Origin of the sequence: Labrenzia sp. C1B70 (assembly GCF_000475395.1) — a bacterium.
Classification (GTDB): Bacteria; Pseudomonadota; Alphaproteobacteria; order Rhizobiales; family Stappiaceae; genus Roseibium; species Roseibium algicola.
In genome coordinates, this window is sequence record NZ_AXCE01000006.1 from 104142 (window position 1) to 128782 (window position 24641).

General features: G+C 57.9%; 21 protein-coding genes and 1 tRNA gene. 15 read left to right on the forward strand and 7 right to left on the reverse strand.

Annotation, left to right across the window (positions count from 1 at the left end):
• The first annotated feature begins 75 nt into the window (after positions 1 to 75).
• The gene (locus Q666_RS42255; RefSeq protein WP_023003877.1) at positions 76 to 1140 is read left to right on the forward strand and encodes an NUDIX domain-containing protein; all 1065 of its coding nucleotides are present in this window, start codon (positions 76 to 78) and stop codon (positions 1138 to 1140) included.
• Positions 1141 to 1196: 56 nt separating this feature from the next.
• Positions 1197 to 2603 carry a nicotinate phosphoribosyltransferase gene (locus Q666_RS42260; protein ID WP_023003878.1) on the forward strand — a complete coding sequence of 469 codons (1407 nt, stop codon included), beginning with the start codon at positions 1197 to 1199 and terminating at the stop codon, positions 2601 to 2603.
• Positions 2604 to 2668: 65 nt separating this feature from the next.
• Here Q666_RS42260 and Q666_RS42265 read toward each other — a convergent pair whose 3' ends face one another.
• Entirely contained in the window at positions 2669 to 3886 is a 1218-nt protein-coding gene (locus Q666_RS42265) for a crosslink repair DNA glycosylase YcaQ family protein (protein ID WP_023003879.1), read from the reverse strand.
• A gap of 212 nt (positions 3887 to 4098) precedes the next feature.
• On the opposite strand from Q666_RS42265, the gene Q666_RS42270 reads away from it, so the two are divergent.
• Positions 4099 to 4905 (forward strand): transporter substrate-binding domain-containing protein, encoded by an 807-nt coding sequence (locus tag Q666_RS42270; protein WP_023003880.1) that lies wholly within the window; start codon positions 4099 to 4101, stop codon positions 4903 to 4905.
• 37 nt (positions 4906 to 4942) lie between these two features.
• Positions 4943 to 5710, forward strand: coding sequence for a sulfite exporter TauE/SafE family protein (locus tag Q666_RS42275; protein ID WP_023003881.1), 768 nt, complete (start codon positions 4943 to 4945; stop codon positions 5708 to 5710).
• Between the two features lie 265 nt (positions 5711 to 5975).
• On the opposite strand, the gene Q666_RS42280 is transcribed toward Q666_RS42275, so the two are convergent.
• Both Q666_RS42280 and Q666_RS42285 read right to left on the reverse strand, forming a co-directional pair.
• Positions 5976 to 6944, reverse strand: a complete 969-nt coding sequence (locus Q666_RS42280; RefSeq protein WP_208993359.1) for a GlxA family transcriptional regulator — start codon at positions 6942 to 6944, stop codon at positions 5976 to 5978.
• 183 nt (positions 6945 to 7127) lie between these two features.
• Positions 7128 to 7973 (reverse strand): LysR family transcriptional regulator, encoded by an 846-nt coding sequence (locus tag Q666_RS42285; RefSeq protein WP_023003883.1) that lies wholly within the window; start codon positions 7971 to 7973, stop codon positions 7128 to 7130.
• A gap of 106 nt (positions 7974 to 8079) precedes the next feature.
• Here Q666_RS42285 and Q666_RS42290 point away from each other — a divergent pair, with 106 nt between their 5' ends.
• The 6 genes from Q666_RS42290 (at position 8080) to Q666_RS42310 (ending at position 13700) form a co-directional block, all read left to right on the forward strand.
• Positions 8080 to 8520 (forward strand): hypothetical protein, encoded by a 441-nt coding sequence (locus Q666_RS42290; protein ID WP_023003884.1) that lies wholly within the window; start codon positions 8080 to 8082, stop codon positions 8518 to 8520.
• Between the two features lie 213 nt (positions 8521 to 8733).
• A complete protein-coding gene (locus tag Q666_RS42295; RefSeq protein ID WP_023003885.1) occupies positions 8734 to 9546 on the forward strand; it encodes a ferredoxin--NADP reductase in 813 nt (270 codons plus the stop codon).
• Between the two features lie 244 nt (positions 9547 to 9790).
• Positions 9791 to 10654, forward strand: a complete 864-nt coding sequence (locus tag Q666_RS42300) for an N-acetylneuraminate synthase family protein (protein ID WP_023003886.1) — start codon at positions 9791 to 9793, stop codon at positions 10652 to 10654.
• A 64-nt stretch (positions 10655 to 10718) separates the two neighbouring features.
• Entirely contained in the window at positions 10719 to 11468 is a 750-nt protein-coding gene (locus tag Q666_RS64750) for a class I SAM-dependent methyltransferase (protein ID WP_023003887.1), read from the forward strand.
• Positions 11469 to 11499: 31 nt separating this feature from the next.
• Positions 11500 to 12681, forward strand: a complete 1182-nt coding sequence (locus Q666_RS42305) for an acylneuraminate cytidylyltransferase (protein WP_023003888.1) — start codon at positions 11500 to 11502, stop codon at positions 12679 to 12681.
• Positions 12682 to 12797: 116 nt separating this feature from the next.
• Positions 12798 to 13700 carry a class I SAM-dependent methyltransferase gene (locus Q666_RS42310; RefSeq protein ID WP_023003889.1) on the forward strand — a complete coding sequence of 301 codons (903 nt, stop codon included), beginning with the start codon at positions 12798 to 12800 and terminating at the stop codon, positions 13698 to 13700.
• 72 nt (positions 13701 to 13772) lie between these two features.
• Here the strand turns inward: Q666_RS42310 and Q666_RS42315 are convergent, their stop codons facing one another.
• Entirely contained in the window at positions 13773 to 15629 is a 1857-nt protein-coding gene (locus Q666_RS42315) for a tetratricopeptide repeat protein (protein ID WP_023003890.1), read from the reverse strand.
• An 89-nt stretch (positions 15630 to 15718) separates the two neighbouring features.
• On the opposite strand from Q666_RS42315, the gene Q666_RS65880 reads away from it, so the two are divergent.
• Positions 15719 to 16288, forward strand: coding sequence for a hypothetical protein (locus tag Q666_RS65880; RefSeq protein WP_152533304.1), 570 nt, complete (start codon positions 15719 to 15721; stop codon positions 16286 to 16288).
• A 145-nt stretch (positions 16289 to 16433) separates the two neighbouring features.
• Here the strand turns inward: Q666_RS65880 and Q666_RS42325 are convergent.
• Positions 16434 to 16508: transfer RNA gene (locus Q666_RS42325), tRNA-Val, on the reverse strand.
• Between the two features lie 386 nt (positions 16509 to 16894).
• Between Q666_RS42325 and Q666_RS42330 the strand changes: the two genes are divergently transcribed.
• The gene (locus Q666_RS42330; protein WP_023003892.1) at positions 16895 to 18850 is read left to right on the forward strand and encodes a DUF4139 domain-containing protein; all 1956 of its coding nucleotides are present in this window, start codon (positions 16895 to 16897) and stop codon (positions 18848 to 18850) included.
• An 18-nt stretch (positions 18851 to 18868) separates the two neighbouring features.
• Here Q666_RS42330 and Q666_RS42335 read toward each other — a convergent pair whose 3' ends face one another.
• Together Q666_RS42335 and Q666_RS42340 are read right to left on the reverse strand one after the other, a co-directional pair.
• Positions 18869 to 19531, reverse strand: coding sequence for an HAD hydrolase-like protein (locus Q666_RS42335; RefSeq protein WP_031270693.1), 663 nt, complete (start codon positions 19529 to 19531; stop codon positions 18869 to 18871).
• Between the two features lie 184 nt (positions 19532 to 19715).
• Complete coding sequence (locus Q666_RS42340) at positions 19716 to 21359, reverse strand: methyl-accepting chemotaxis protein (RefSeq protein ID WP_208994014.1); 1644 nt, start codon at positions 21357 to 21359, stop codon at positions 19716 to 19718.
• 353 nt (positions 21360 to 21712) lie between these two features.
• Here Q666_RS42340 and rpiA point away from each other — a divergent pair, with 353 nt between their 5' ends.
• From rpiA to gor, 3 genes are all read left to right on the forward strand, one after another.
• Positions 21713 to 22405, forward strand: a complete 693-nt coding sequence (gene rpiA, locus Q666_RS42345) for a ribose-5-phosphate isomerase RpiA (RefSeq protein ID WP_023003895.1) — start codon at positions 21713 to 21715, stop codon at positions 22403 to 22405.
• Between the two features lie 55 nt (positions 22406 to 22460).
• Entirely contained in the window at positions 22461 to 22976 is a 516-nt protein-coding gene (locus tag Q666_RS42350) for a DUF2059 domain-containing protein (RefSeq protein ID WP_031270696.1), read from the forward strand.
• A 257-nt stretch (positions 22977 to 23233) separates the two neighbouring features.
• Positions 23234 to 24610: a glutathione-disulfide reductase gene (gene gor / locus Q666_RS42355; RefSeq protein ID WP_031270698.1), complete on the forward strand. Its 1377-nt coding sequence runs from the start codon at positions 23234 to 23236 to the stop codon at positions 24608 to 24610.
• The last annotated feature ends 31 nt before the right edge of the window (positions 24611 to 24641 follow it).

Below are 24641 nucleotides of genomic sequence, written 5' to 3' on the forward strand. Positions count from 1 at the left end.
AATGCTCAAAATGAGTATTAGATGAGATGCAACCGAGGAGTTCGGCTGCATTCCATAAATTCGAGGGAGGCTCGAATGTCCAAATTTAACTACGGTGTTTTTGTCGGCCGCTTTCAGCCGTTGCATGCCGGCCATGAGGCCGTCATCAGATCTGCGCTGGAACAAGTCGATACGCTGATCGTGCTGATCGGGTCTTCCGGTCAGGCGCGCACCCCGCGAAATCCATTCACTTGCGCCGAACGCGAAGAAATGTTCGCAAAGGTGTTCAAGCACGAGCTGACCACCGGCCGTCTGATCCTGAAGCCTGTTTCGGATCATCCCTATTCGGATGCTGCCTGGTGCGCTGAGGTTCAGCGGGCCGTTAATGAAACCGTGCTTGCCGATTACAACAAGGGCGGTGTCGTTCTGCATGGCTTGCAGGATATCGAGATCGCGCTTGCAGGCTATGGCAAGGACCGCACGAGCTACTATCTCAAGCTGTTTCCCGAATGGGGCAATGTGCAGTTGGCCAGCCAATACGGCACCTTCTCGTCGACAGACGTGCGCAGGCAGTTGTTCCAGCGCATCCCGGTCATATCGCGGTCGGTTCTGTCGGCCGGCGTGGTGGAGTGGCTGGAAGCCTTTGTTCTGACGGAGACCTTTCGTGCACTTCTGGAAGAGGCCGAATACCTGGATGCCTATCCCGGGCAATGGGGAAGGGGACCGTTCGTGACGGTGGATGCCGTCGTCATCCAGTCCGGAAACATTCTTCTGGTCGAGCGCGGCCAGGCTCCCGGCAAGGGGTTGCTGGCTCTGCCCGGCGGTTTCCTTGATCCCAGTGAAAGCATAAAGGATGCCGCGATCCGCGAGTTGAAGGAAGAAACCGCCATCAGCGACCACAAGGGAGAAATCCCCCCGGCGATGCTGGCGTCTTTCATAGACGGAACCAAGACAAGGGTCTTCGACCATCCTGACCGGTCGTTGCGTGGCCGCATCATCACCCACGCGTTTCTGTTTCGTCTGCCTGAACGGCGCGAACTGTTTTCAGTCACGGGTGGTGACGATGCCAGGTCAGCCAATTGGCATCGCCTTGGCGATCTGAAGTCCGAGCAGTTCTTCGAAGATCACTGGTCCATCATCCAGCTGATGGCGGACCTGTAACAGCGCCCGCGGGGGAGGCCCGCAGGCAATCGCACCTGTCACGTGAGGAGTTCACAATGACAAATCCACTTCTGGCGACCGACAGCTACAAGCAGTCGCATTTCAAGCAATACCCTCCGGAAGCCCGCAGGATTTCTGCTTACCTGGAAGCAAGGCCAAATCCGTTTTCGGACAGCGTCCTGTTCTTCGGGCTGCAAACTTACCTGAAGGACGTGCTTCTCAAGCCGATCACGGCATCGGACATTGCGGCGGCTGATCGGATCTGTGCTGCCCATGGCGTTCCCTTCAACCGGGAAGGTTGGGAACAGATCCTGACAGATCATGGTGGCCTGTTTCCGCTGGAGATCAAGGCGCTGCCGGAAGGAACACTGGCACCGAGTGGTGTGCCGCTGGTGCAGGTGGAAAACACCGACGAGCGCATGCCCTGGCTGACGACCTGGGTGGAAACCGCCTTGTTGCGGTCGGTCTGGTACCCGTCGACGGTTGCGACGTTGTCTTTCAAGTGCAAGGAGATCCTGTATCGCGGTCTTCTGGAAACGTCCGACGATCCGGACAGCCAGATCCCGTTCAAGCTGCACGATTTTGGCGCGCGCGGTGTATCTTCTGCCGAAAGCGCCGCTCTTGGCGGCATGGCCCATCTGGTCAACTTTGCCGGCACCGACACCATGGAAGCTCTGGAAGCGGCCATGACCTGGTACGGCGCGGATGTGGCGGGTTTTTCGATCCCGGCAGCTGAACACTCGACTATGACAAGTTGGGGCCGTGAGCGGGAAGTCGACGCGTACCGGAACATGCTGGTGCAGTTTGGCCGTCCCAATGCTCTGGTGGCGGTCGTTTCAGACAGCTACGATCTCGGCAATGCTGTCGAGAACCTGTGGTGCGGCCGGTTGAAGGACGAGGTGCTGAAATCGGGGGCAACGGTCGTCATCCGCCCGGATTCCGGCGACCCTGTCGAAATGCCGTTGAAGGTTATGGAAACCCTTTGGCAGCACTACGGCGGTTCGGAAAACAGCAAGGGTGCGCGCGTTTTGCACCCGTCGGTTCGCGTCATTCAGGGTGACGGCATGAAGCTCGACACCATCAGGCAACTGGTGGAAGAACTGGTGCGTCGCAATTGGTCGGTCGACAACATCGCCGTCGGAATGGGCGGGGGACTGTTGCAGCAGGTCAACCGGGACACGATGCGCTTTGCCATGAAGGCAAATGCGATGAAAACCGCTGACGGCACCTGGCGCGATGTCTCCAAGAACCCGGCGACCGATCCCGGCAAGGCCTCCAAGGCCGGTCGGCAGGCGACGGTCCTGGAAAACGGAGTGCTGAGCGCGGTTCGTCTCGAAGCGGTTGGCGGCAGAACCGATCAGTTGCAGACGGTCTACCGCAATGGCGTACTGGTGAAGGACTGGACTTTCGAAGAGGTACGCGCTCTGGCCCGTAAGCACCTGTTGGAAAGGGTGGCGAGCTGACCACATGATTGACCCATGGTGTTGGCCGGATGACCGGCCAGCATTGGAAACAACGGTGCGGACGGCTAAAGGGCCGTCCGTTGCCAATCCGGTTCGTAGGTGATGTCGGAAACGCCGGCAAAGCGGGCGGTGCGTTCCAGCTCCGCCTGTAGTTTGGCCTCTCGGCCCTTTGAGGCTCTGATGCCTTGTTCCGGCCAGTAGGCCCGCACATGAAGCCTGTTCTCGCTCCTGAGTGCCTTCATGTCGATGCGGCCGATCAAACGGTCGCCTTCCATGACAGGGAAGACGTAGTAGCCGTATTGGCGCTTCGGCTCGGGAACGAAGATCTCGATCCGGTAGTAGAAACCGAACAGGCGCTCGGCCCTTTTGCGGTCGCGAAGTGCAGGATCGAACGGCGACAGGATCCGCACCCGCGAAGGCGGTTCTGGAAGCTCGGAAAGCGTATCCAGCGTTTCCGGATAGGCGAACACCTTCCGCCAGGATCCATCGACACACTCAACTTCAATCTCGGTAATCGTGCCCGCAGCCTTTGCTGTGGTGCACCAGTCCTTGGCTTCCTGTGGCGTGATCAGGTCCCAGAAGGCAGCAATCTCGCCGGAGGTCGCAAAGCCCAGCCTGTCGAGCGCGGAGCGGGCTGCCCAATCTGTCGTTTCTTCAAAGTCATGAGCAGCATTGAGATGCTGCGCCGGAATGACCCGTTCCGTCAGGTCGTAGACTTTCTGAAATCCGTTCCGGCCGGTTACCGACAATTCGCCGGTGCGCCACAGAAACTCGAGTGCTGCCTTTGAGGGGTGCCATTCCCACCAGCCGCCATTGCTGCGTTGCTCGTCTTCTCCGACAGATGCTGACGTAACCGGACCATGGTCGCTGATCCTGTTCAGAATCTCGTCGAATTTCCGTTCGAACTCGTTCTGGTGCCAGTTGCGCCACCTGTTGATGAGGTTTTCCTTGTCCCGGCTGAAGCGCAGGCGCCAATGCCGGAAAAACTCTGTCGGTATGACCGACGCATCGTGCGTCCAATGCTCGAACAGATGCCGGTCACGCTCGGCAAGAAACTTGAGGTTCTTTTCCTTGTAGGCTGGTCGCCGGGCAGCCAGGATCATGTGGTGTGCGCGGGCGACAGTGTTGATGCTGTCGAGCTGCACGAAGCCGATCTGGTCTATGACCGCAGCAAGATCATCGCCTTTTCCGGTTCCCTTGGGGGCGGATGCAAGGCCGTGTCTTTCGAGGAAGAGGTGCCGAGCAATACGATTCGGCAGCCGGGGCAGGGGGGAGGCACTCATGCGGCAAGGCTAGCATCTTCCAGGTTTCAAAGAAAATGACCGCAGGGATCTTATTGTGAATTTTTGCAAGAGCGACAGATGCCGTTGTCAAAATGAAACCGCAAATACAACGCATGCACACGTAAAACGTGTTTTTTTGATTGACCGATTAGTCAAAAGAAGTTTCACTGATTTGTCTGACTTCATTCATGGCTTTGTTTGAGCGGTATAAAATGAGTGTTTTCAATCATTTGAGAAAGAGAATACTGGTTTCGGGTCTTGCTTGCCTGGCTTTGACGCTGTCCTCTGCTGCCCGTGCCGACACGAATGACTGTTCCTCCGTCAAGTTGAATGGTTCCAGTGTCTGGTACCCGATTTCCATGCGCCAGGAAGCCGATGTCGGCCTCAACGGTGTGTTTCCCGACCTTGCAATTGAAATCTTTTCAGCATTGGATTTGCCTTTGGTCATGGGGCCGGATCTGCCGTGGAAACGGCTTTTGACATTGCTTGAGCATGGTCAGATCGACGTCCTGGCGGGGGCCTATCTGACTGACGAAAGGCTCGCCAAGTTCGGCGTCAGTCTGCCGGTCATGCGCGAAGATGTCGGTGTTTTTGTCCGCACCAGCCTGGATATCCGCCCTGCATCGCTTGAAGACCTTGCGGGACTGAGGGGCGTTGCACCGTTCGGAGCATCGTTTGGCGAAGAATTCGAGACCTATGCGGCTGCCAAACTGTCCATCGATCGGCAACCCTTCGACGACTTCAAGACCAACATGTACCTGTTGGCAGAGGATAAGGCCGACTATCTGGTCATTGCCCGCCGGGACGGCGAGATGATGATCCAGGAAGCCGGGGTCGAAGGAAAGGTCGAAGTCCTGCCGTGGTCTGCGGCTGTCAACACGGTTCATTTCCTGTTCTCCCGCGCGACACCGTGTATAAGAATGCTGGAGTCCTTTGATGAGGAACTGCAGCGTCGCCGTGAATCCGGTGAGCTGAACAAGCTGATCGAAGGCTACACTCTGCCCACGGGCGACGGATAGAAGAAGCAAGAGACCCCATGCAGCAACAGGTGAAGGCGTGACGGATTTAGGCGCAGCCGGTCCGGGACTGATACTGATTGCCGTGCTGGTGTTTCTGAGCGCAGGGTTCATCAAGGGGCTTGTGGGCTTCGGATTGCCGACAATCGGGCTTGGCCTGATGACTGTTTTTGTCGGTGTCGAAAAGGCGATGGTCCTTATCCTCTGGCCGGCATTCCTGACCAACCTCTGGCAAAGCCTGTCCGGTGGTTACCTGCGGGTTCTCTTGCCCCGTCTCTGGCCCTTTCTGGTGTCGGCCGTGGTGATGCTCGCCGCCGGAACCTTCATCCTCACCCAGTTGCCGGAAGGCGCCGCCGATCTGCTTCTGGGGATACTGATGGTTTCCTACGCGGTGCCGATGCTTGCAGGGCTGGTGCTGCATATTCCGGAAAACCGGGTCGTCCCGGTTGGAGTGGTCGTCGGGCTGGTCAACGGTGTCCTTTCGGGACTGACGGGGTCCTACACGGTGCCCGGTGTCATGTATCTGCAGGCGCTGGGGCTCACGCGAGACGAACTTATCCAGGCAATGGGTCTCTTGTTCCTGCTGTCGACGACGGCGCTCGGCATTTCACTTGGCGGTTTCGGACTGATGGGAGGCCAGGAAGCCGTGGCCTCTGCTGCGCTGGTCGTACCGGCCCTGTCCGGCGTCTGGTTTGGACAGCGCACGCGCAAGAAAGTGTCGGAGGCCGGTTTCCGCCGGCTCGTGCTGGCAGCCATCCTCGCCCTTGGCCTTTACCTCATTCCACTGGGGCTTTGGCGCCTGCTCTAGCTTTTCCGGCAGAATTCGTGGCGGGAAATCGTGGCGCTTGGGGGCGCAGCCAAGGACTTGCCTTTTCCAATGTCATTCCGGCCAAGCGAAGCGCGAGCCGGGACAGAGGCAACGTTGTGTTCGCTGTCTTCTTCGGTTTGTTTCGCCAGATCTCGGCTCACCGATCACGGATCTTCGCTACGCTACGTCAGGGATGACCATGGCGGGCTACAAAAAAACGCCGCGAAGACCGCGGCGTTCGAGGACTGGTTTTTCAGGCCGCGTCTTACTTGGCAATCAGCCGCATGGGGGTGGCGGTGCCGACCCCGGATGTCGTCTTGGTGTTGGCCCACTGGTAGGACTGACGTTCCTCCGTCGGTGTGCACAAGAAGCGCTCGCGGTAGCATTTGGTGAAATGCGAGGTGGAGGCAAAGCCGCAGGCCAAAGCGACATCCAGCACCGGGCGGCTGGTCCGGCGCAACAGGTCGCGCGCGGTTTCAAGGCGCAGGCGCAAGTAGTACTGGCCGGGCGTGCAGTTGAAATGACGCCGGAACAGGCGCTCCAGCTGGCGCGGCGACAGGTTGACCGTCATCGCAAGTTGCTGGCAGCTCAGCGGGTCTTCGATATGCAAATCCATGATCCGGATCGCGTCGAGGATCTTGGCATTCGAAATACCGGTCCGGGCCTCGATGTCATGGCGCTGCGCAGATTCGCCGGAACGCATGTTCTGGTAGAGCGCGACTTCGGCAACTTCATGGGCAAGATAGGCACCATGCTGGATCGCTATCAGGCGCAGCATCATGTCGAGCGACGCCATGCCGCCGGCACAGGTGATGCAGTTGCGGTCGATCGCAAAGATATCGGACGTTACTTCGACATCCGGAAATTCTTCCCGCAGGGATCTCAGGTTTTCCCAATGGATGGTGCAGCGGCGACCGTCGAGAAGATGATACCGGGCAAGCAGATAGGCACCGGTGCAGATGGCGCCAAAGGTGCGGCCCATTGCGTTCAGACGGCGCAGCTTGTTACCGAGTTCCGTGTCCAGCGGCAGGCGCTCGACATCGATGCCGGTGCACAAAAGTGTAATGTCGGCATCGTGCAGGTCGCGAATAGATTTTTTGACCGCGACTTCGCAGCCGTTGCTCGCCGTGACGGGATTCCCGTCAAGCGAATAAGTTGTCCATTGGTAGTACTCTCTTCCCAAAAGGCGATTTGCTATTCTAACAGGTTCGATAACGCTGGCGAAAGCGTTCATGGAAAATCGCTCCATGAGCACGAATGCTATCTTCTGGCCTGATTCATCGTGCGCGCGTCCGGACATTTACTGTGCCTCTATGGAAGGTATTATTGCCATTTGTCTTTGGCTTTCAGCAAGTTTTGCAGTTTGTATTTATCTGTCAAATAAAAAACGCTTACAGACCTGATATTCTCGTAAATGTCACAAACGAATTGGCAACGTTGCCCAGCCCGTCATCCAGGTGCGGAACATTTCATCGGCAAATGCTGTCTTTTTCACCGCGATGCCGACGCTGCGCCGCTCCAGGCCTTCATGGTCGAGCGGGACGCCCGTCAAAGTATCCTTCATCTTCAAATGACCGGCTGGAAGGATGGCAGCGCCAAAGCCTAATCCGGCCAATTCCAGTACCTGCTGATCGTTGACCGCTTCAGCTGAAACGTTCAACGGCAGGCCCGCCAGGGCGAATTCAGCCAGCAGGGCATCATAATTCGGGCAATACCTGCGGGAGATCAGGGAAACGGACTTAAGGTCGTTCATGGAAATCCTGTTGCGCCCGGCCAGCGGATGAGACCTTGCAACGGCAAGTACATAAGGCTCGCTGTAGAGTTCCCGGTACTTGTGGCTCTTGGGGGAGCAGGCCTTGTCGACCAGAGAAAGTTCCGCGTCCGCCGCTGCCTGCTCGAAACGCATCTCCAGTGTCGGATATGTGGTGCGCAGGGCATGGAATGCCCCCTGAAACGCGGGAAGCAGAATATCGGGCGCCGTATAGAGGCTCAGGCGAAGCGGGGGCTCTTTCAGAAAGCGGTTCTCGGCGTCTCCGACAGCCCGCAGGATAGACTGGGCATGGTGATACAAATCGCGACCAGCCGGTGTCGGGCGTAACCCGGTGCGGGAACGGACAAACAGCGACGTTCCAATCGCGTCTTCAAGTTTTTGTAAGGCCTGGGACAAGGACGGTTGGGAAATACCGTGTCCCGTCGCTGCCGCGCTGATCGTTCCCAATTCGAAGGCGCTGACGAAATAGCGAAGCGGGGTCACTTCAAGCATAGGAATTTCCTATATTAACGATAGAGACCATAGGAGTATACTGCGAAACAAGCTGAGGGCACAACTCGGGCGGTCAATTGCAACGCCGTACCGAAGGAACTCCCGAATGAATTCCGCAATACCCCTGTCTCCGTCAGAAACCTTTCCGCTGCCTCGAACCGAACCGATCGCCATTCATCGTGTGCTTGATCTGTTTGAAAAAGGGTCGCCGGAACTCTTCGGCGAACTGTCGGAACAACTGGACTTCCGTATCGACCACTACCGCGATGAAACCGACGTTGCCTGGCAGGTGGCCTCCGGGCTGGAGGAAATGGCTGGTGTCCTGCAGCGCCTTGCACAGGACGTTTTTCCGAAGGGAACACATATTCTCGCTCTCGCCTCCCAGGCATTGGGGCAGGGATGGTTCCTGACCCGTTTCGAGCAAAGGTTCTTCTATCCTGTCAGGAACTGCGAATGCGAAAGCATCACCTATATCCTCAGCCACGAAGACAACGGAAAGCTCGATTTCTTTCGGGAAACCGTGACGACAATTGAAGAAAGACGCTGACGTGTAATGCGGGTGGCGTGGCCGTCCGGCATCGCCGGATGGCCTGTCAGGAAAGGCCTGCGAATGCCTGCAGGCCGGAATCTTGAACATTTTTAGAATGATTTTTTTGAACTAAGTGCGTTTAGTGGATCGCAGTTGCTTCAAGTCAAGGCTGGACTAATGCTACATGAGGCACAATCTAATACGAGCGCTGACATACGGACCAAGATTGACATGAACGTACTTGCCAAACCCGCCGACCTCGAAGCTGCCGCCCCGGCTGGCGCTTTCGTCGAGGAAGTGAAATCCGTCCAGCATTACACGGACCGCCTGTTCCGCTTTCGCATGACACGCCCGGCGAGCTTCCGCTTCCGGTCCGGGGAATTCGTGATGATCGGTCTGATGATCGACGGCAAGCCGCTCTATCGCGCTTATTCCATCGCCAGCCCGGCATGGGACGAAGAGCTCGAGTTCTTCTCCATCAAGGTTCCAGACGGCCCGCTGACGTCTCATCTTCAGAAGATCCAGCCGGGTGATGCCGTGCTGATGAAGAAGAAGCCGACCGGCACGCTGGTGAACGATGCGCTCATCCCCGGCAAGCGCGTCTACATGTTCTCCACCGGAACCGGCATCGCACCGTTTGCGAGCCTGATCCGTGACCCGGACACCTACGAAAAATTCGACCAGGTGATCCTGACCCATACCTGCCGTGAAGTTTCCGAGCTGAAATACGGCGAGGACCTTGTTCAGGAAACCATCAACGATCCGCTGATCGGTGAGTTCGCAAAGGACAAGCTGGTCCACTACACCTCCGTGACTCGTGAAGACTTTCCGCGTCAGGGCCGTATCACCGATCTGATCAAGTCCGGCAAACTGTTTGAAGACCTCGGCGTACCGCCGCTCGATCCCGCCGTTGACCGCGGCATGATCTGCGGTTCCATGGACATGTTGAAGGACACCAAGGCGCTTCTGGAAGAAGCAGGCCTCACCGAAGGTGCAAACAACAAGCCGGCAGAGTTCGTTGTCGAGCGTGCGTTTGTCGGCTGAGTCGGCAACGGCTTAATCTGTTATTAATGCTTAGATCTTTGGCCGGGGGCGCGTGTTTAACACGTGCCCCCGCGGCTTTATTAATGATCTATTTTGGGTTTTCCAAAGAAAGCAGGGTCGATACACCCTAATATGGGGTTCGCGGGTGGACAGACATTGCCTGCAGTGGCAAGAATCTGTCTTAAAAATGGCAAGTCAGCAGGGCCACTTGAACGCTGCAGGCCAAACATCAAGGTACTGAGCCATGATCTCCGACAGTCGAACCTATGTGATTGCCGAAATCGGTATCAACCATAATGGCGATATCGACCAGGCCCTCGAAATGATCCGCAAGTCGAAGGAGGCCGGGTGCGACGCAGTCAAGTTTCAAAAGCGTACGATCGACGTCGTCTATTCCGCTGAAGAGCTGGCGCGTCCCCGTGAAAACGTCTTCGGCGCAACGAACGGCGATCTGAAGCGTGGCCTGGAATTCGGCAAGGCCGACTACGACCGCATCGACAAGCTGTCAAAGGAACTGGGCATCGACTGGTTTGCCTCGCCTTGGGACGAAGGCTCCGTCGATTTCCTACTGGACTACGACACGCCCTATATCAAGGTCGCTTCCGCGATGGTGACCGATCGGGATTTCCTGGAGTATTGCGCTCGCAGTGGCCGGCCCTTGCTGGTTTCCACCGGCATGAGCGACATGGCAATGGTGAAGAGCTTCGTTGACGTGATCGAGCGCTCCGGCGGCGAGATCGCCTGCCTGTACCACTGCACCTCCACCTATCCGACGCGCGATGACGAGATCAATCTGCTCGGCATTTCGACCCTGAAGGACGCTTTCCCCCATCTGAAGATCGGTTTTTCCGGTCACGAAGAAGGTATCCTGCCAAGCGTCTGTGCCGCCGCTCTTGGGGCGTGTTCCATTGAACGGCATGTCACGCTGGATCGCTCGGACTGGGGGTCCGACCAGAAGGCGTCGCTTGAAATGCCGGAAGTCGCTGAGCTGGTTTCGCAGGTGCGCCGGGTGGAAGTGGTCCGGGGTGACGGGGTTCTGCGCTTCTATGAAGACGAGAAGCCGATTGCGGAAAAGCTTCGCCGGAAAGTCACGCTGCAGGCGGCGTGAGACAATTGAGGTTTTGGTGGGCTGACCTGAACCGGTCGGCCCTTTTTTTGTTCAAGAGCCATTTATGTCCATCATTGACCGCTGCCTGAATCTTTACCGGGGGGAGAGCTATTATGTGGCTTATCCAGCCCGGCCGCTCCCGCAGGACTATTGGGAAGCCAAGACGGATCCGGACGGCAAGGTCAGGGACATTGAAGCCGAGCGTGATCAGCGCAAGGAAGATGTTCGCTATATCGCGGACTACGTCAACGCACGGTCGCCGGGACGAGTGCTTGATATCGGCTTCGGCCTTGGCGAACTGCTTGAGCAACTCACGGGCAAGAACGAGTGTTTCGGCCTGGATCCTTCCGAGAAGGCGGTAGAGGTCGCTCGCCAATGGTGTTCGGCCGAGCTTCGGCACGGTGTTCTGGAGAAGGGGACGTTTCCTTCAAGCACGTTCGATGTGGTGACCGCCAACCATGTCATCGAGCATGTCGACGACCCGATCCCCTTTGTTGAAACCATCTTCGAGATCCTGAAACCGGGTGGTGACTTCATTTGTGGCACGCCGAATTTCGCTTCAGCGGCCGCCCGGGTCTACGGTGATCGTTTCCGGTTGCTGCATGACCCAACTCATGTGAGCCTGTTCTCTGACGATTCTCTTGTCAGGCTGCTGCGTGACACGGGATTCCGCATCGAAATGGTCGAATATCCCTATTTCGGAACGCGTTTTGCCACGCGCGAAACGTTCGACAGCATGGTACGGGCCGACGCGGATGTGTCGCCGGCGTTCTGGGGATCTTTCGTAACCGTGTTCGCGCGCAAACCAGAGTGACCCCAGCTTCTCCGAGGTGGTTGAGCAGAAAATGAAAATAGTAGCGGCCATTCCTGCCAGAGGCGGTTCCGTCGGTCTTCCGGGCAAAAACATCCGGCCCTTGAACGGCATTCCGCTTGTCGGCCGGACCGTGCGTGCTGCACGCGGGTCGCGTTTCGTGTCCGAAGTATTCGTCTCGAGCGATTCAGCGGAAATTCTGACAGTCGGTGAGAAATACGGGGCAAAATCCGTTTTGCGCCCGAGCGAACTTTCCGGACCGACCGCGAGCTCGGAATCCGCGTTGATCCATCTTCTGCAGAACGAGCCAAGCCTTGTCAGCGAACCGCCGGACATTCTGGTTTTCCTGCAGTGTACGGCCCCTTTCACGCAGGCACATCATGTCGATCATGTTGTGGAAGCGCTGCTGGCCAAGAATGCGACCAGCGCGATCTCGGTGGTCGATGACCATGGCTTCTACTGGGAAGTCGGCCCCAGCGGCGAAGGCGTCGGTCTCAACCATGATCCGAGCAAACAACGCGTTCGCCGGCAGGATATCTCTGCAAGATACAGGGAAAACGGTGCCGTCTACGCCATGCGTGTTCCCGAATTCCTGGAAGCGGGCAACCGTTACTGCGGAAAGACCATCCTGGTTCCGGTGGATTCGACCTGGATCGAGATCGATACTTCGCAGGACTGGGACATGGCCGAGGCTTTCATCCGGTCAGAACCCTTCACCGGCTTTCTGACCGAGACTGATACCCAGCCCTTGCGGGCGGTGGTGACCGCCTTTGCCGGTGTGCACACGGATAATACGGTTTTCGTCAATCGAGACGGCACGGAGTCAATCGTCTGCAACCGGTATGATGAAATCGGTCTCGACCGACTGCTTGGCCGCGGCATGATGCTGCTGATGCTGGATCGGGAAGAGGACAGTCTCGCTGTCCAGCGCGCCCGCAAGCTTGCCATGGATTACAAGCATCATCTGTTCGACAAGATGGAAACCCTTTCGGACTGGCGCACCAAAAAGGGGCTGGAGTGGTCGGAGATTGCCTATATCGGCGCAGACATTGCGGATCTCGACTGCATGAAGGCTTGCGGTCTGAGTATCGCGCCGCGCAATGCGCCGGCTGAAGTGAAGGCAACGGCAACGGTGGTTCTGGAAAGTGCCGGTGGTGCCGGTGTGCTGAATGAAGTCTCCGAGCTGCTGATTGCACGGGGCATGATTGCCAACTGACAGGACCGTCATCATTCCAGGTGGTGACATGGAAGAATTTGGGTTCGGGGATCGCGATACGTGCAATCTGCAAACGTCTTCGCTCCCCGTGCACCTTGCGACTGAGAAGGTGAAATATGGCCGTAGACCCACTGCAAAAGAACGTTTCGGTGTTCGATACACTGCAGCAGCTCGGCCTTGCATCCCTTGAAACCCAGAGTGTTTTTGCACCCCGGACCCGCGACAAGGAGGGGTTGACCGTCTATCGCGACACGGTTTCAGGTGTTGTCTACATCAATGATTACTATGTCGGCGACGAGACCTACGAAGGCGCTGAACACCGCAAGGATGATTTCTACAAGCGCATCGACTGGGACTACGAATACCAGCAGGATCAGTACCGGCGTCTGGATGCCTACAAGCAGTTTTATACGGGCAAGACGGTCACCGAGTTTGGATGCTGGAAGGGGCTTTTCCTGAGAGAGGCTGCCAGTCGTGGTGCCGATGTCACGGGGATCGAGCTGCACAGGGGCTACATCGAGGCGCTGGTTGCCGATGGCTATCGCTGCGTGGACAATCCAAACCAGATCGCTCCGGCAACGCAGGATGCAGTCTTTGCCTTTCATGTGCTGGAGCATCTTCCCGATCCGCTTTCAACCTTGAGAGACTTGCGAGCACTACTGACGGACACCGGAACACTGATTGTCGAGGTTCCGCATGCTTCCGATTTCCTGTTGTCCAATCTTCAGAACGAAGCTTTCAAGAATTTCACCCTCTGGAGCCAGCACCTTATTCTCCACACCCGCGAAAGCCTGAGGCGCCTGCTTGTCGCTGCCGGCTTTGCGGATGTCGTGATTGAAGGGGTGCAGCGGTATCCGCTTTCCAACCATCTCGGATGGCTTGCCAACGGCAAGCCCGGTGGCCACAAGTCAAGCCTGTCCGCATTGGAAACACCAGAACTCAGGTCGGCTTACGAGGCCGCGCTCCGCAAGATCGACGCGACCGATACGCTTGTTGCGATTGCCAGAAAGGCTCGCTAAGGCGGGGCGGCCGGTTCAACGGATGATCGCACTGCTTTGCCGCAGGCTCACTGGCAGCGCCCGCAAAGCTTTCTACAGGCCCAGCCGTTCGTTCCGTTTGCCAGGATAACCGGCTGCCAGTTCTTCACGCATGACCTGAATGACCTGCGGTACCATCTCCACCGTCGGATGCGTCTCGTCGATGTAGATGTACTTCATGCTTGGATACCAGGGCGGATTGGCCTGGCCGAGCAACAGGGCGGGTTCCACCGGGCCGAAGCGCACGCAGGGAACGCCAAGAATGCCCGCCATGTCTGCAACACTGGTGTTTGCCGAAACCACAACATCGCAAATGGCGGTCAGGTCGGCGGCCGCCATCAGGTCGTTGAAGAGATCGACGTCCGGGAAATAGGTGAACTTTCCTTCCGAGCGTGCCACCAGGAAGTCGAGCTCCTTTTGCAGGGCCATGTACTGAAGATTGACGTAGATCGCGTCTTCGGCATCAAGGATCGGCGCAAAATCAGGCGCGGACAGGTAATAGCGCGCACGGTATTTCTCCAGGTTCCGTGATCGCCAGGAGACGCCGATAATCGGTTTCTTGTCGGCGTCCGGCAGCCTGCCGAGATATTCGCGGGCCTTTTCCTGGTTGAATTTGTAGACCGGGTAGGGGGCCTTCTTGAAGCTCTCGAAATCCCGCCGGAAATAGCGCGCTAGATCGACCATGTTGGCCGTTATGTCGTAATCCGCATCCTCCGGGGACTGGTCGTCCTTTGGTGTGCCGGGCCTGACAAGGATCTCCGGAAACGAATTCTGGAAGAAGGGAACGGACTTAGCCGACACTTCGAGAATGAGCTTTTTCGCTCGCGCCTGGATATCGAGAAACATCGTGCCGCACTTGAGCGCGTCACCCAGCCCCTGATCGCCCCACAGCAACACCGTCTTGTCCGAGATATCCTCGCCTTCCCATTCCGGCTTTGGAAACTCCCGTCGCTGGGAAGTTGCTTTCTTGTCTTCAAAGCGGGCGGCGTGAATGTCCCAACCCGTTTCGAGGTTGCCCATCGACAGATAGGCGAGCGACAGGTTCCAGTCGAGGCCGGAAATCACGCCGCCAGGCGCTTCCTCCTTTGCCTTTTGCAGAATGTCGATACTGTCCTGTCCGCGGCCGAGCATCAGGTAGTGAACCCCGAGCGTGACCTTGCAGTGATAGTTGCCCGGTGTGCCTCTGACGGCCTCTTCGGCGTATTTCAGGCCCTCGTGTGCTCTGGAGATCGAGAACAGGACACGGGCCTTTTCGTGGAGCAGGAGCGGGTTGTCCGTGAAGCGCTCCAGGGCCTTGTCGATCGCCTCGAGCGAGGCGTCGAACTGTTTCAGTTCAAGGCGGCAACGGGCCTGTTCGATGCAGTTTTCGACGTTGTCCGGTGCGAGTATTTCCGCGCGTTTGAAGAAGGTAAGTGCTTCCTCGAAACGGTTGTTCTTGCGCAGAAGCAGGCCATAGTTCGTATAAACTTCGCCGTGGTTCGGATTGGAGACAAGCAGGCTCTTGAAGATCGCTTCCGCTTCTTCAACCCGTTGCAGTCCGGTCAGCGCAATTGCCTTGATGTTGAGCGCCTCGCGCTCCTTCGGGTTGAGCGACAGGGCTTTTTCCGAAACGGCGAGCATGCTTTCCGAATCCGTTCCGATGTCCATCATCGCTCGGGCGAGGTTGGCATAGAACGACGCCTGGTTCGGATTCTGGGCAATTGCCTTCTGGATGTATTCAACGGCCTTTTTGGGAGATCCCAATTGCCTGTAGGTCACGCCTAGCAGATTGAGCGCATCCGGATTGGTCGGTGCCTTTTTCAATACCAGCTTGTAGCACCGCTGCGCCTTTTCGATCTCACCGGACTGGTGATAGGACAGCCCCTTGACGAGCTTTTCGCGTAAAGGATTTGGAGCGGTTTGCGTGGCCATCTTCTATCTGCTCTTCGGGAATCACTTGAAGAACAATAGCAGGAAGGGGTCTCAAAGGCAGGCCGACAAGCCAAACTGTCCGGATTACCTTGGGGATTGAACCTGAATTTCTTGCTCGAAAGAGCTTATTGCCGGCGGAACTGCTGCGACTGGAATTGCTGGCGTTGGTATTGTTGCGGCTGACCCCGCTGCGGCCGGTAGTCTTCGCGCTGGTATTGCTGGCGCTGATAGTAGGACCTGTTTTGCGGCAAGCCCAGCCGGCGTTGTCTTTCAAGTTGCAAAAGGCGAACTCTTTCTTCGCGCAATTGCTGAACGCGCTGCGCTTCTTCCAGTTCACGCCTTTCCTGTGCCAGTCGTTGTCGCTCGAGCTCCAGAATCAACATCTGCTGCTGCAGAAGCGATTGATTGAGTCGCTGTTGCTCGTCGGTGAGCAGGGGGGCAGACGGCAGTTGGATGTTCTGCGAGGACTGCGCGCGAGCGACTGTTGCGGGCGCAAGGACCGCAAACAACAGGAAAAGTGCCGCAGCTTTTTTGGTCGCGGAGCGAAACATGTCATCCATGCCCAGTGCCGGAGCCAGGGCTTTGCTGGCGGGCAACACGAAACCGGATCACTTCCGGTACGCCCGATCATCAGGATCCGCTCAACGGAACGGATCTGACCAATATACACGCTCACCTTTTGCAGGGCTGGTTTTCAGGAAAATTTGCCCAGATTTCTGGCAAGAGTTGCAATTGTGGTGAATCGGATCACGGTAAAGTAGTGAAAATTGCGGCAACCGGATCTGGATGTAAGAAAAAGGAAAATGGTGGGCGATACTGGGATTGAACCAGTGACCCCTCCCGTGTGAAGGGAGTGCTCTCCCGCTGAGCTAATCGCCCATGCCTTGGCGGCTGGTGGCGCGTATCTAGGGCAAATCAACGGCTTGCGCAACACCCTTTTTCTGGAGTCGGCGTCTGTTGCTGGGACTCGTCGGTTCTAGGCATTTGCTTTTTGTGCTGATGCCACGGAAAGAGGTGACCCGCTGTCCCGGGCGAAAATATTTGTCATCTGACCGGCAATGTCTGGAAAATCGGGGTGCCGTCATGTGGGGCGGTTTCCTGTCGGTGCGGTCTTCCGTCTGGTGAGGTATTCATCGAGCGGTCGGATCCGGCAGGCTGTCGTATCGCGTGACAGATTCTGTCAGGAGCCGTTATCAGTCTTCGCGAAAAGGCCGTATTTGAAGCAGACGATCGGTTCCGCTGACTGTTTTTTGGAGTGTTTTTAAATGATTGCACGCGTTTCTTCTCTCGCACTCGTGGGTCTTTTCCTGCCTGCCGGGGCGTTTGGCGCCGACAATGGGCCCATTACCAGCATCACGCTGTCTTCGGGTGGTCTCGCCGAAGTGGTTCGCAAGGCGGATATTGACAGCAGTGGCCTTATCAACATGACGGTCCCGCTCGAACAGGTGAACGATGTGCTGAAGAGCATCGTCGTGTTCGACGAGGCAGGCGTTGTCGAGGGCATTACTCTTCCCGGCCCGAACCCGCTGGCGGAAACCTTTAAGAACCTGCCGTTCACCGTTGAGGACCTGCAGTCGCCCGCACGCCTTCTGGCAAAACTGCAGGGAACCCGCGTGCGTCTGGAAAAGGCCGGGTCCACGGTCGAGGGTCTCGTTCTCGGCGTGTCGGTGCAGGATGACGGCGACAGGGGGCAGTCCTTTGTCATTTCGGTTCTCAGTGATGGTCGCATCACCGGTGTCGGCCTGTCCGCAGATACCGAAGTCACGTTTCTCGATGAAGACATTCAGCAGAAAGTTGCCAAGGCCTTGTCGGCCGTTGGCAACGGCAAGTCGGACGGCGCGCGAACCGTTGCCTTGAAGGTGGCAGGCGAGGGCGAACGTGAGGTCGCGGTTTCCTACGTCGTGCCGGCTCCCATCTGGAAGACGGCTTACCGCGTGGTGACGATGGCCGATGACAAGGCCCGGCTGCAGGCCTGGGCCGTACTTGAAAACGCTAGCGGCGAAGACTGGGACGATGTCAGGATTACGCTGTCTTCCGGCGCACCGGTAACGCTGAAACAGCGGCTCCACGATCTTTACTGGAAGCAACGGCAGGAAGTGCCGGTGGATGTGTCCAGCGGCTACGTGCCTCCTGTCGACATGGGGGCGGAACCGCAGTTTGATGTTGCCGAGAGCGAGGCTCGCATGCCGGGCGCGGCGCGTTCCAGCTTCATTGGCTCGGCGGTTGCACCGGAAATGGTTCTCAACATGGCCGCTGCCAATGTCGGCGAGGTGAGCGAAGGCGCGGTCACCGCGTCCTTCACAATTCCATGGCCTGTCGACCTTGAAAGCGGGGAAACCCTGTCGGCGCCGATCGTCGACAAGATCGTGTCCGCCGAAACGGTTTCCGTATTCCAGCCGGAAAGCGGCCTGCAGCACCCCATTGCTGCAATCCTGATCAAGAACGAGACCGAAACCAGCCTGCCGCAGGGCATCCTGACGGTTTATGACGAAAAGGAAGGATATGTCGGTGATGCGCAGATCAGCGGCATGCCCTCGGGCGAAAGCCGCATGGCAAGCTTTGCGACCGACAAGAAGGTCAGGATTGCACAGTCAACATCTGCCGACAGCCAGATCGTCTCGATCAAGGTCAATGACGGGGTTCTGAACGCGATGGTGCGCGAGCGATCCTCGACGCAATACGCGATCAAGGGAGCTCCGGACGGTGACCGCACGATCGTCATCGAGCATGCCAAACGTCCCGGGTGGCAGTTTTCCTCCGAGCAGGAATTGGACAGCACCGCAACGCACCACCGTTTGAAGGTGGAAGTGCCTGCGGGAACAACGGAAACGGTTTCCGCCCTGCAGGAGCGGACCTTGTCGGAGACCTATTCACTGATCTCCACCGATGCGAACCAGCTGCTTTATCTCTCCAGGCGCTCGCCGGACAAGGAAACCGCTGCAAAGCTGAAGGAACTGTCGGAGCTGCAGAACGAGATCGCGCAGATCGAGCGCCAGATCCAGCGCTTGCGGCTGGAAAAGGATGAGGAGAGCCGGGACCAGGAACGCCACCGGGCCAACCTGGCGGCTCTGGAGCCGGGTGCCGATCTCTACAAGCGTGCCGCCCGCAAGCTGGAGGAAAGCGAAACCCGGATCGAGGATGTCGATACGGAAATCGCCGCACTATCCGTGCGCCGGGAAGAAATCCGTGAAACCCTGGGCGATGCCATCAGGACGTTCTGATGTCTGACAGAACCAGCCTCAGGACTTGAGCGAGGCGACGGCACCAGCCAGCTCGTCGAAGTGCGAAATGACCCGGTCCGGGGAAAGGTCCCGGACCGGCACGACCGTATAGCCGAAATCGACAGCGATGACCGGAATGCCGGCGTTACGGGCGGCATCGATGTCGGTGCCGCTGTCACCGATCATGATGGAACCGCCGATTTCTCCACCCGCCCGGTGGATGGCACCATGCACGGGTTCGGCATGCGGCTTTGCCACGGAAAACGTATCGCCGCCGACAACGGCGTCGAAATGCCTGGCGAGATCGAGTGTAGCCAACAGCGGATGCGTCAGCCGCTCGGCCTTGTTGGTGCAGACCGCCAGTTTCCATCCGTCTTTTCGAAAGTTTTCCAGCGCCGCGACAACGCCGTCGAACGGTTTGGTGTGAACCGCGATATTGGCGGCATAATGCTCCAGAAAATGCACATAGAGCGGCGCCACGGTTTCATCGGTCCAGGAAATGCCGTTGAATTCCAGGCCGCGCTGGATCAGCACCTTTGCACCAAGGCCGACCATGTTGGCGACGTTGTCCTGGGGAATGGCCGAATGTCCTGCGGAGGTCATGACGACGTTCAAGGTGGCGACGAGATCTTCCATGGACGACACCAGCGTGCCATCCAGATCGAAAACCAGAACGGACATGAGACCCTCTGAAATGCAGGAGCGGGACCGCAAGAACGCATTCATGCTGAAAGGCATGATTGCGGGCGGGTAAACCGGCCCCGGAATGTGGGAACGGCCTGCATTCACCCGAACGCAGGCCACCTTCAATGCCTAGCTGCATAGCCGCTCCGCCGCAAGGGGGGATCGGCTCCGCCGGTTGGTTCTAGAGTTTGTACGCGGTCCGGAAGCCACCCCAGTGACGGCCCTGAACGATGATCGGCGCGTCGATCTCCTTCATCCAGACGATATTGCCGCCGCCCATGTCCCGGGCATAGGACTGGATCAGGAAGGGGCGCGTGTTGCGCGCCGCGCTGAGGCCGGCCCGGTCATCGAAGATGCGCTTGTTGCGGCAGTTGGCCGTGTTCCAGGCAACATCATCCGGTTTTTGCGGCTTCGAGTAGATCAGATTGTGTACCGGCAGATAGCCGTTGCGATCGACCGAGGCACAAAAGGCCATACCCTTGCATTTGCCGAGGATTTCTTCCTGGATCGTTGGCAGGATCTTTTCCAGATGAGCCAACGCGCGCGTCGACACTTGCGGCGGGTTGGTGCCGGCTATGTGCTGGTAATTGGTATCGAACAAGTCGTCCATGGTCAGCTGACGCTGCGCGATGAGATCTTCCATCGCGTTGGATATACGCGAAGCCCCTGTCTGGACGCGTTCCACTTCGGCAGCGTGGCTTTCATGGATGGATGCGATCTTGCGCTCCAGGGCAGCCTGGAACCCGGCATCCTTGTTGACGAAGCAACCGTGGCAACCATGTTCGGAAACGGCGACGATGCGGACTTCCACCTGGCCGATCCCGGTGAGATCAAGACGGGCATTCATGCCCTGTTTCAGGCTGGAGCCACCTTCGGGCCGGAACAGCGTGCCGCCTTCAGAAATGTCGTGGGTCTCGATCTGTGCGGATGTTCCGCCTGCTGTCACCGATCCCGAAATCTTGATCGGCAATCGGTCGTGCTGACGACGATCGCCGATTTCGGTCTGCCGGATCATCATGGTGAAGCGGGACTGCAGCGCTTTGGAAGCCGTGCTCATTTCCGCACCGGTTTCGCGCGCCAGCATGCCACCTTCTTCTGCTGCCGCAGCAGACTCCGTGATCGTCTGCGCGGTGCGCAGCACTTCCTGAACGAAATCCGCCGTCTGCTGCGCCTGGTCACCGATCCGGTTCGTGGTCTCAACCTGTGTCTGAACCGCATCTTCGACCGCGGCAAAGCTGGGCCGTATCCTGCCGATAACATCGATGATCTGGTTGACCGAGCCGAGGCTGAGTTCCGCGGACTGGTTGAGGCGGTCGATGTTGGCGACGATCTGTTCCGTTGCCGACTGGGTTTCCACCGACAACGCCTTCACCTCGCTCGCGACAACGGAAAAGCCACGACCGGCTTCGCCTGCACGGGCGGCCTCGATAGTGGCGTTCAGGGCCAGCAGGTTGGTTTGCTTGGCAATGTCCGAAATCAGGCTGACGACATTGGCAATGTCATCGATCGCGTTCTTGAGCTCCAGAACACCCTGGTTGACCTGGGCCGCGACGTCGCGCGCCTCTTGTGCCAACTGGTTGGACACACCGACCTGCTGTCCGATTTCGCTGCTGGAGGTGGTGAGATCCTGAATGGACGTGGCCAGTCCCGAAGCGTTCTCATTGGCAACGGCCGATTGGTCCGCAAGCGACTGACTGTCGCTGCGGATGGTCTCCAGCTTGTCCATCTGACTGACGAGCCGGTCCTGCACCTTCTCCGCCGCGGCGTTGATGGTCTTGGCCGCGACTTGCAGATCGTCTTCCAGGCTGTCCAGTACGAAGCTCATCTGGCTGGCTGCCAGCTGCGCTTCCGGCTGGTTTCCGGAAGTATTGTCAGTTTCCTCAGGGGCAGGTATCTTGTTGTTTAAATTATTGTATTCGTCTTTCTGCCTTGGTCTAAGTCGAAGAATGTTCATTTGATTCTGTGCTTTCCAAACCCTAGACAATTGAAAGCATTATCTATTGTTGGTCTGAAATGATGGTTAATAAACCGCGGATATGGGCGCTATGGCGGTGTTTCCCCGTTGAAGAGGGGGAATGTCACTGGACCGGCAGAGGCCGGCCATGTTAAGCACCCGGCGGCCGGATGGAGATGATTGCTTGGTCTTCTCCGCCGACAGGTTGGCCCTAGGAACGGTAAATGAGCGACCAGTACAAGAAACTGGCGGCGGAGCGCGCTGCCGACGATGTCACATCCGGAATGCGTCTTGGAATTGGGACCGGTTCGACCGCGGAATTCTTCGTCCATGCACTTGCCCGTCGGGTACAGGATGGCCTGGACGTTATCGGTGTGCCGACTTCGGAGCGCACGCGGGAACTGGCGTCGAGCCTCGGCATTCGCCTGACCACGCTTGATGAATTGCCGGAACTTGATCTGACCGTCGATGGCGCCGATGAACTGGACCCGCACCTGTCGCTCATCAAGGGTGGTGGAGGAGCCTTGCTGCGCGAGAAGATCGTGGCATCAGCGTCGGCCAACATGATCGTCATTGCAGACGGCAGCAAGGAAGTTGCGACGCTTGGCCGCTTTCCCCTGCCGATCGAAGTCGTTCCCTTCGGTCTGGAAGCAACGCGGCGCGCGATCCTGAAAGTGTTTGGGGATCTTGGTCTGCCGTTGAACATGGCTTTGCGCGGCGGATCGGCTCAGCCTTTCGTCACGGATGGAGGTCACTTCATCCTGGATGCGCAGCTTGAAAGCATACCCGAGGTCCAGACCCTGGGCGACCGGCTGGTTGCCATTCCGGGGGTTGTCGAACACGGCCTCTTCATTGAACTTGCAACAAAAGCTTACGTGGCCGGCACAGATGGGGTAAAGACCGTCTTGCCCATCTAAGTGGTGTGGATTTGGCTTTCCAGACTAAAGATGAAAGCCGCCTAGGAGTAGAAAAATGAAGCTTATCAAATCTTTCCCGCGGGCAGCTGTATTGGGCGCAGCCATGATGGCCGCTGGTTTTGTCGCCTCGGGCGCAGCCGCACAGGATGCCGTTTCTGAAAGCCACCTTGCCGCAGCCAAGCAGGTTGCCGTTGTGACCAAGGTTCTGGAACCGTTTGACGATATTCTTCCGATCCTTGCTGAACAGACCCGGACGGCTTTCATTCAGTCCGACCCGACCCGTGCGGAAGAAATCGCCGAAGTCGTTCAGAATGTCGCGCTGACGCTGGCGCCGAAGCGGACCGAGCTCAACAATCTGGTTTACAAGGCCTGGGCAGACGCCTTCACCGAAGAAGAGCTGAACCAGCTTGCTGAATTCTACAGCACCGAACTCGGCCAGAAGCTGACCGAAAAGATCCCGACCATCACGCAGTATTCCGTTGGTGCTGCCCGTGAATGGCAGGACAAGGTTTCCACCGAAATGGTGACCATGGTTCAGGAAGAACTGGCCAAGCTGAACGCAGCTCAGTAAGGGCAGGGCTCCCGCGTCGGCCATGCCGATGGCAGGGAACACGCCTTTCACACGAATAAGTGAGGCCGGGATCATGTCCGGCTTTCGGGCCGCGCAAGCGGCCCAATTCTTTTGGAAATGGCCCGTTTTGGCTGTCCCTGATGACCTGGCCCGACCGGGCATCCGGGCTTGTACCGCAGCTTCGGTTGCCTATCTGCGGGGCTGGCAAGGCTCTGCCGGACGGCAGCCGGCGGACTTTTGATCACGATGAGGCACTGATGACCGACTACGATTACGATCTCTTTGTTATTGGCGGCGGCTCCGGCGGCGTACGCGCTGCCAGAATTGCCGCGACACACGGCGCCCGGGTCGGTATCGCCGAGGAGTACCGTTACGGCGGTACCTGCGTCATTCGCGGCTGTGTGCCCAAGAAGCTGTTTGTCTACGCCTCGAAGTTTTCCGAAGAGTTCGAAGATGCGGAAGGCTTTGGCTGGACGGTCGGCGAACGCGCCTTCTCGTGGGACAAGCTTGTTGCGGCAAAGGATCAGGAGATCACGCGCCTCGAAGGGATCTACCGGCGCAATCTCGAGCGGACCGACGTGGAAGTCCACGACAGCCGCGCGGTGATCGAAGATGCCCACACCGTCCGCCTGCTGTCCACCGGACAGACCTTGAGCGCGAAATACATTCTCGTGGCCGTCGGCGCGTCTCCGAACGTGGACGAAGGTCTGCCGGGTGGCGAGCATGTCATCACCTCGAACGAAGCCTTTCACCTTGCCGAACTGCCGAGCAAGATCGTGGTTGCCGGTGGTGGTTACATCGCGGTCGAGTTTGCCGGTATCTTCAACGGGCTGGGGGTCGATACGACGCTGATCTATCGCGGAGAGGAAATTCTGCGCGGCTTCGACGGTGAGCTTCGGACCGCAGTTCGCCAGGAAATGGAGAAGAAGGGCATCAAGGTGGTGCTCAACGACACGTTCTCCAGGATCGAGAAGGCGGCAGACGGCACTCTGACAGGCCACACCAAGGGTGGGCTTGCGCTGGAAGCTGGTCAGATCATGTTCGCCATCGGCCGCAACCCGCATACCCGTGACCTCGGTCTTGAGAAGGCCGGTGTCGAGATGGCTGCGGCGGGTGCGATCAAGGTTGGTGCGGACTCCCGCACCAATGTGGCATCCATCTATGCCGTTGGCGACGTCACCAACCGGGCCAACCTGACGCCGGTTGCAATCCGGGAAGGCCATGCCTTTGCAGACACGGTCTTCGGCAACAAGCCCTGGACGGTCGACCACAGCCTGATTGCCACTGCCGTGTTCTCGCAGCCGGAAATGGGCACGGTCGGTCTTACACAGGAAGAAGCACTGCAGCGGACGCCCAATCTGGATATCTACAAGTCCAGCTTCCGTCCGATGAAGCACACCTTGTCGGGCCGCGATGAAAAGATGCTCATGAAAATGATCGTCGATGCAGATACGCAGAAAGTGCTCGGTGTCCACATCATGGGACCGGACGCCGGCGAACTGGCTCAGATCCTCGGCATCACCTTGCAGATGGGCGCGACCAAGGCCGACTTCGACAGGACGATCGCCGTTCATCCGACAGCTGCTGAAGAACTCGTCACGATGCGTGAACCGACCGAGCGTCTGCGCGGGTAGTTCGGCGGCAATTCAGAAAGTCAGGAGCCGC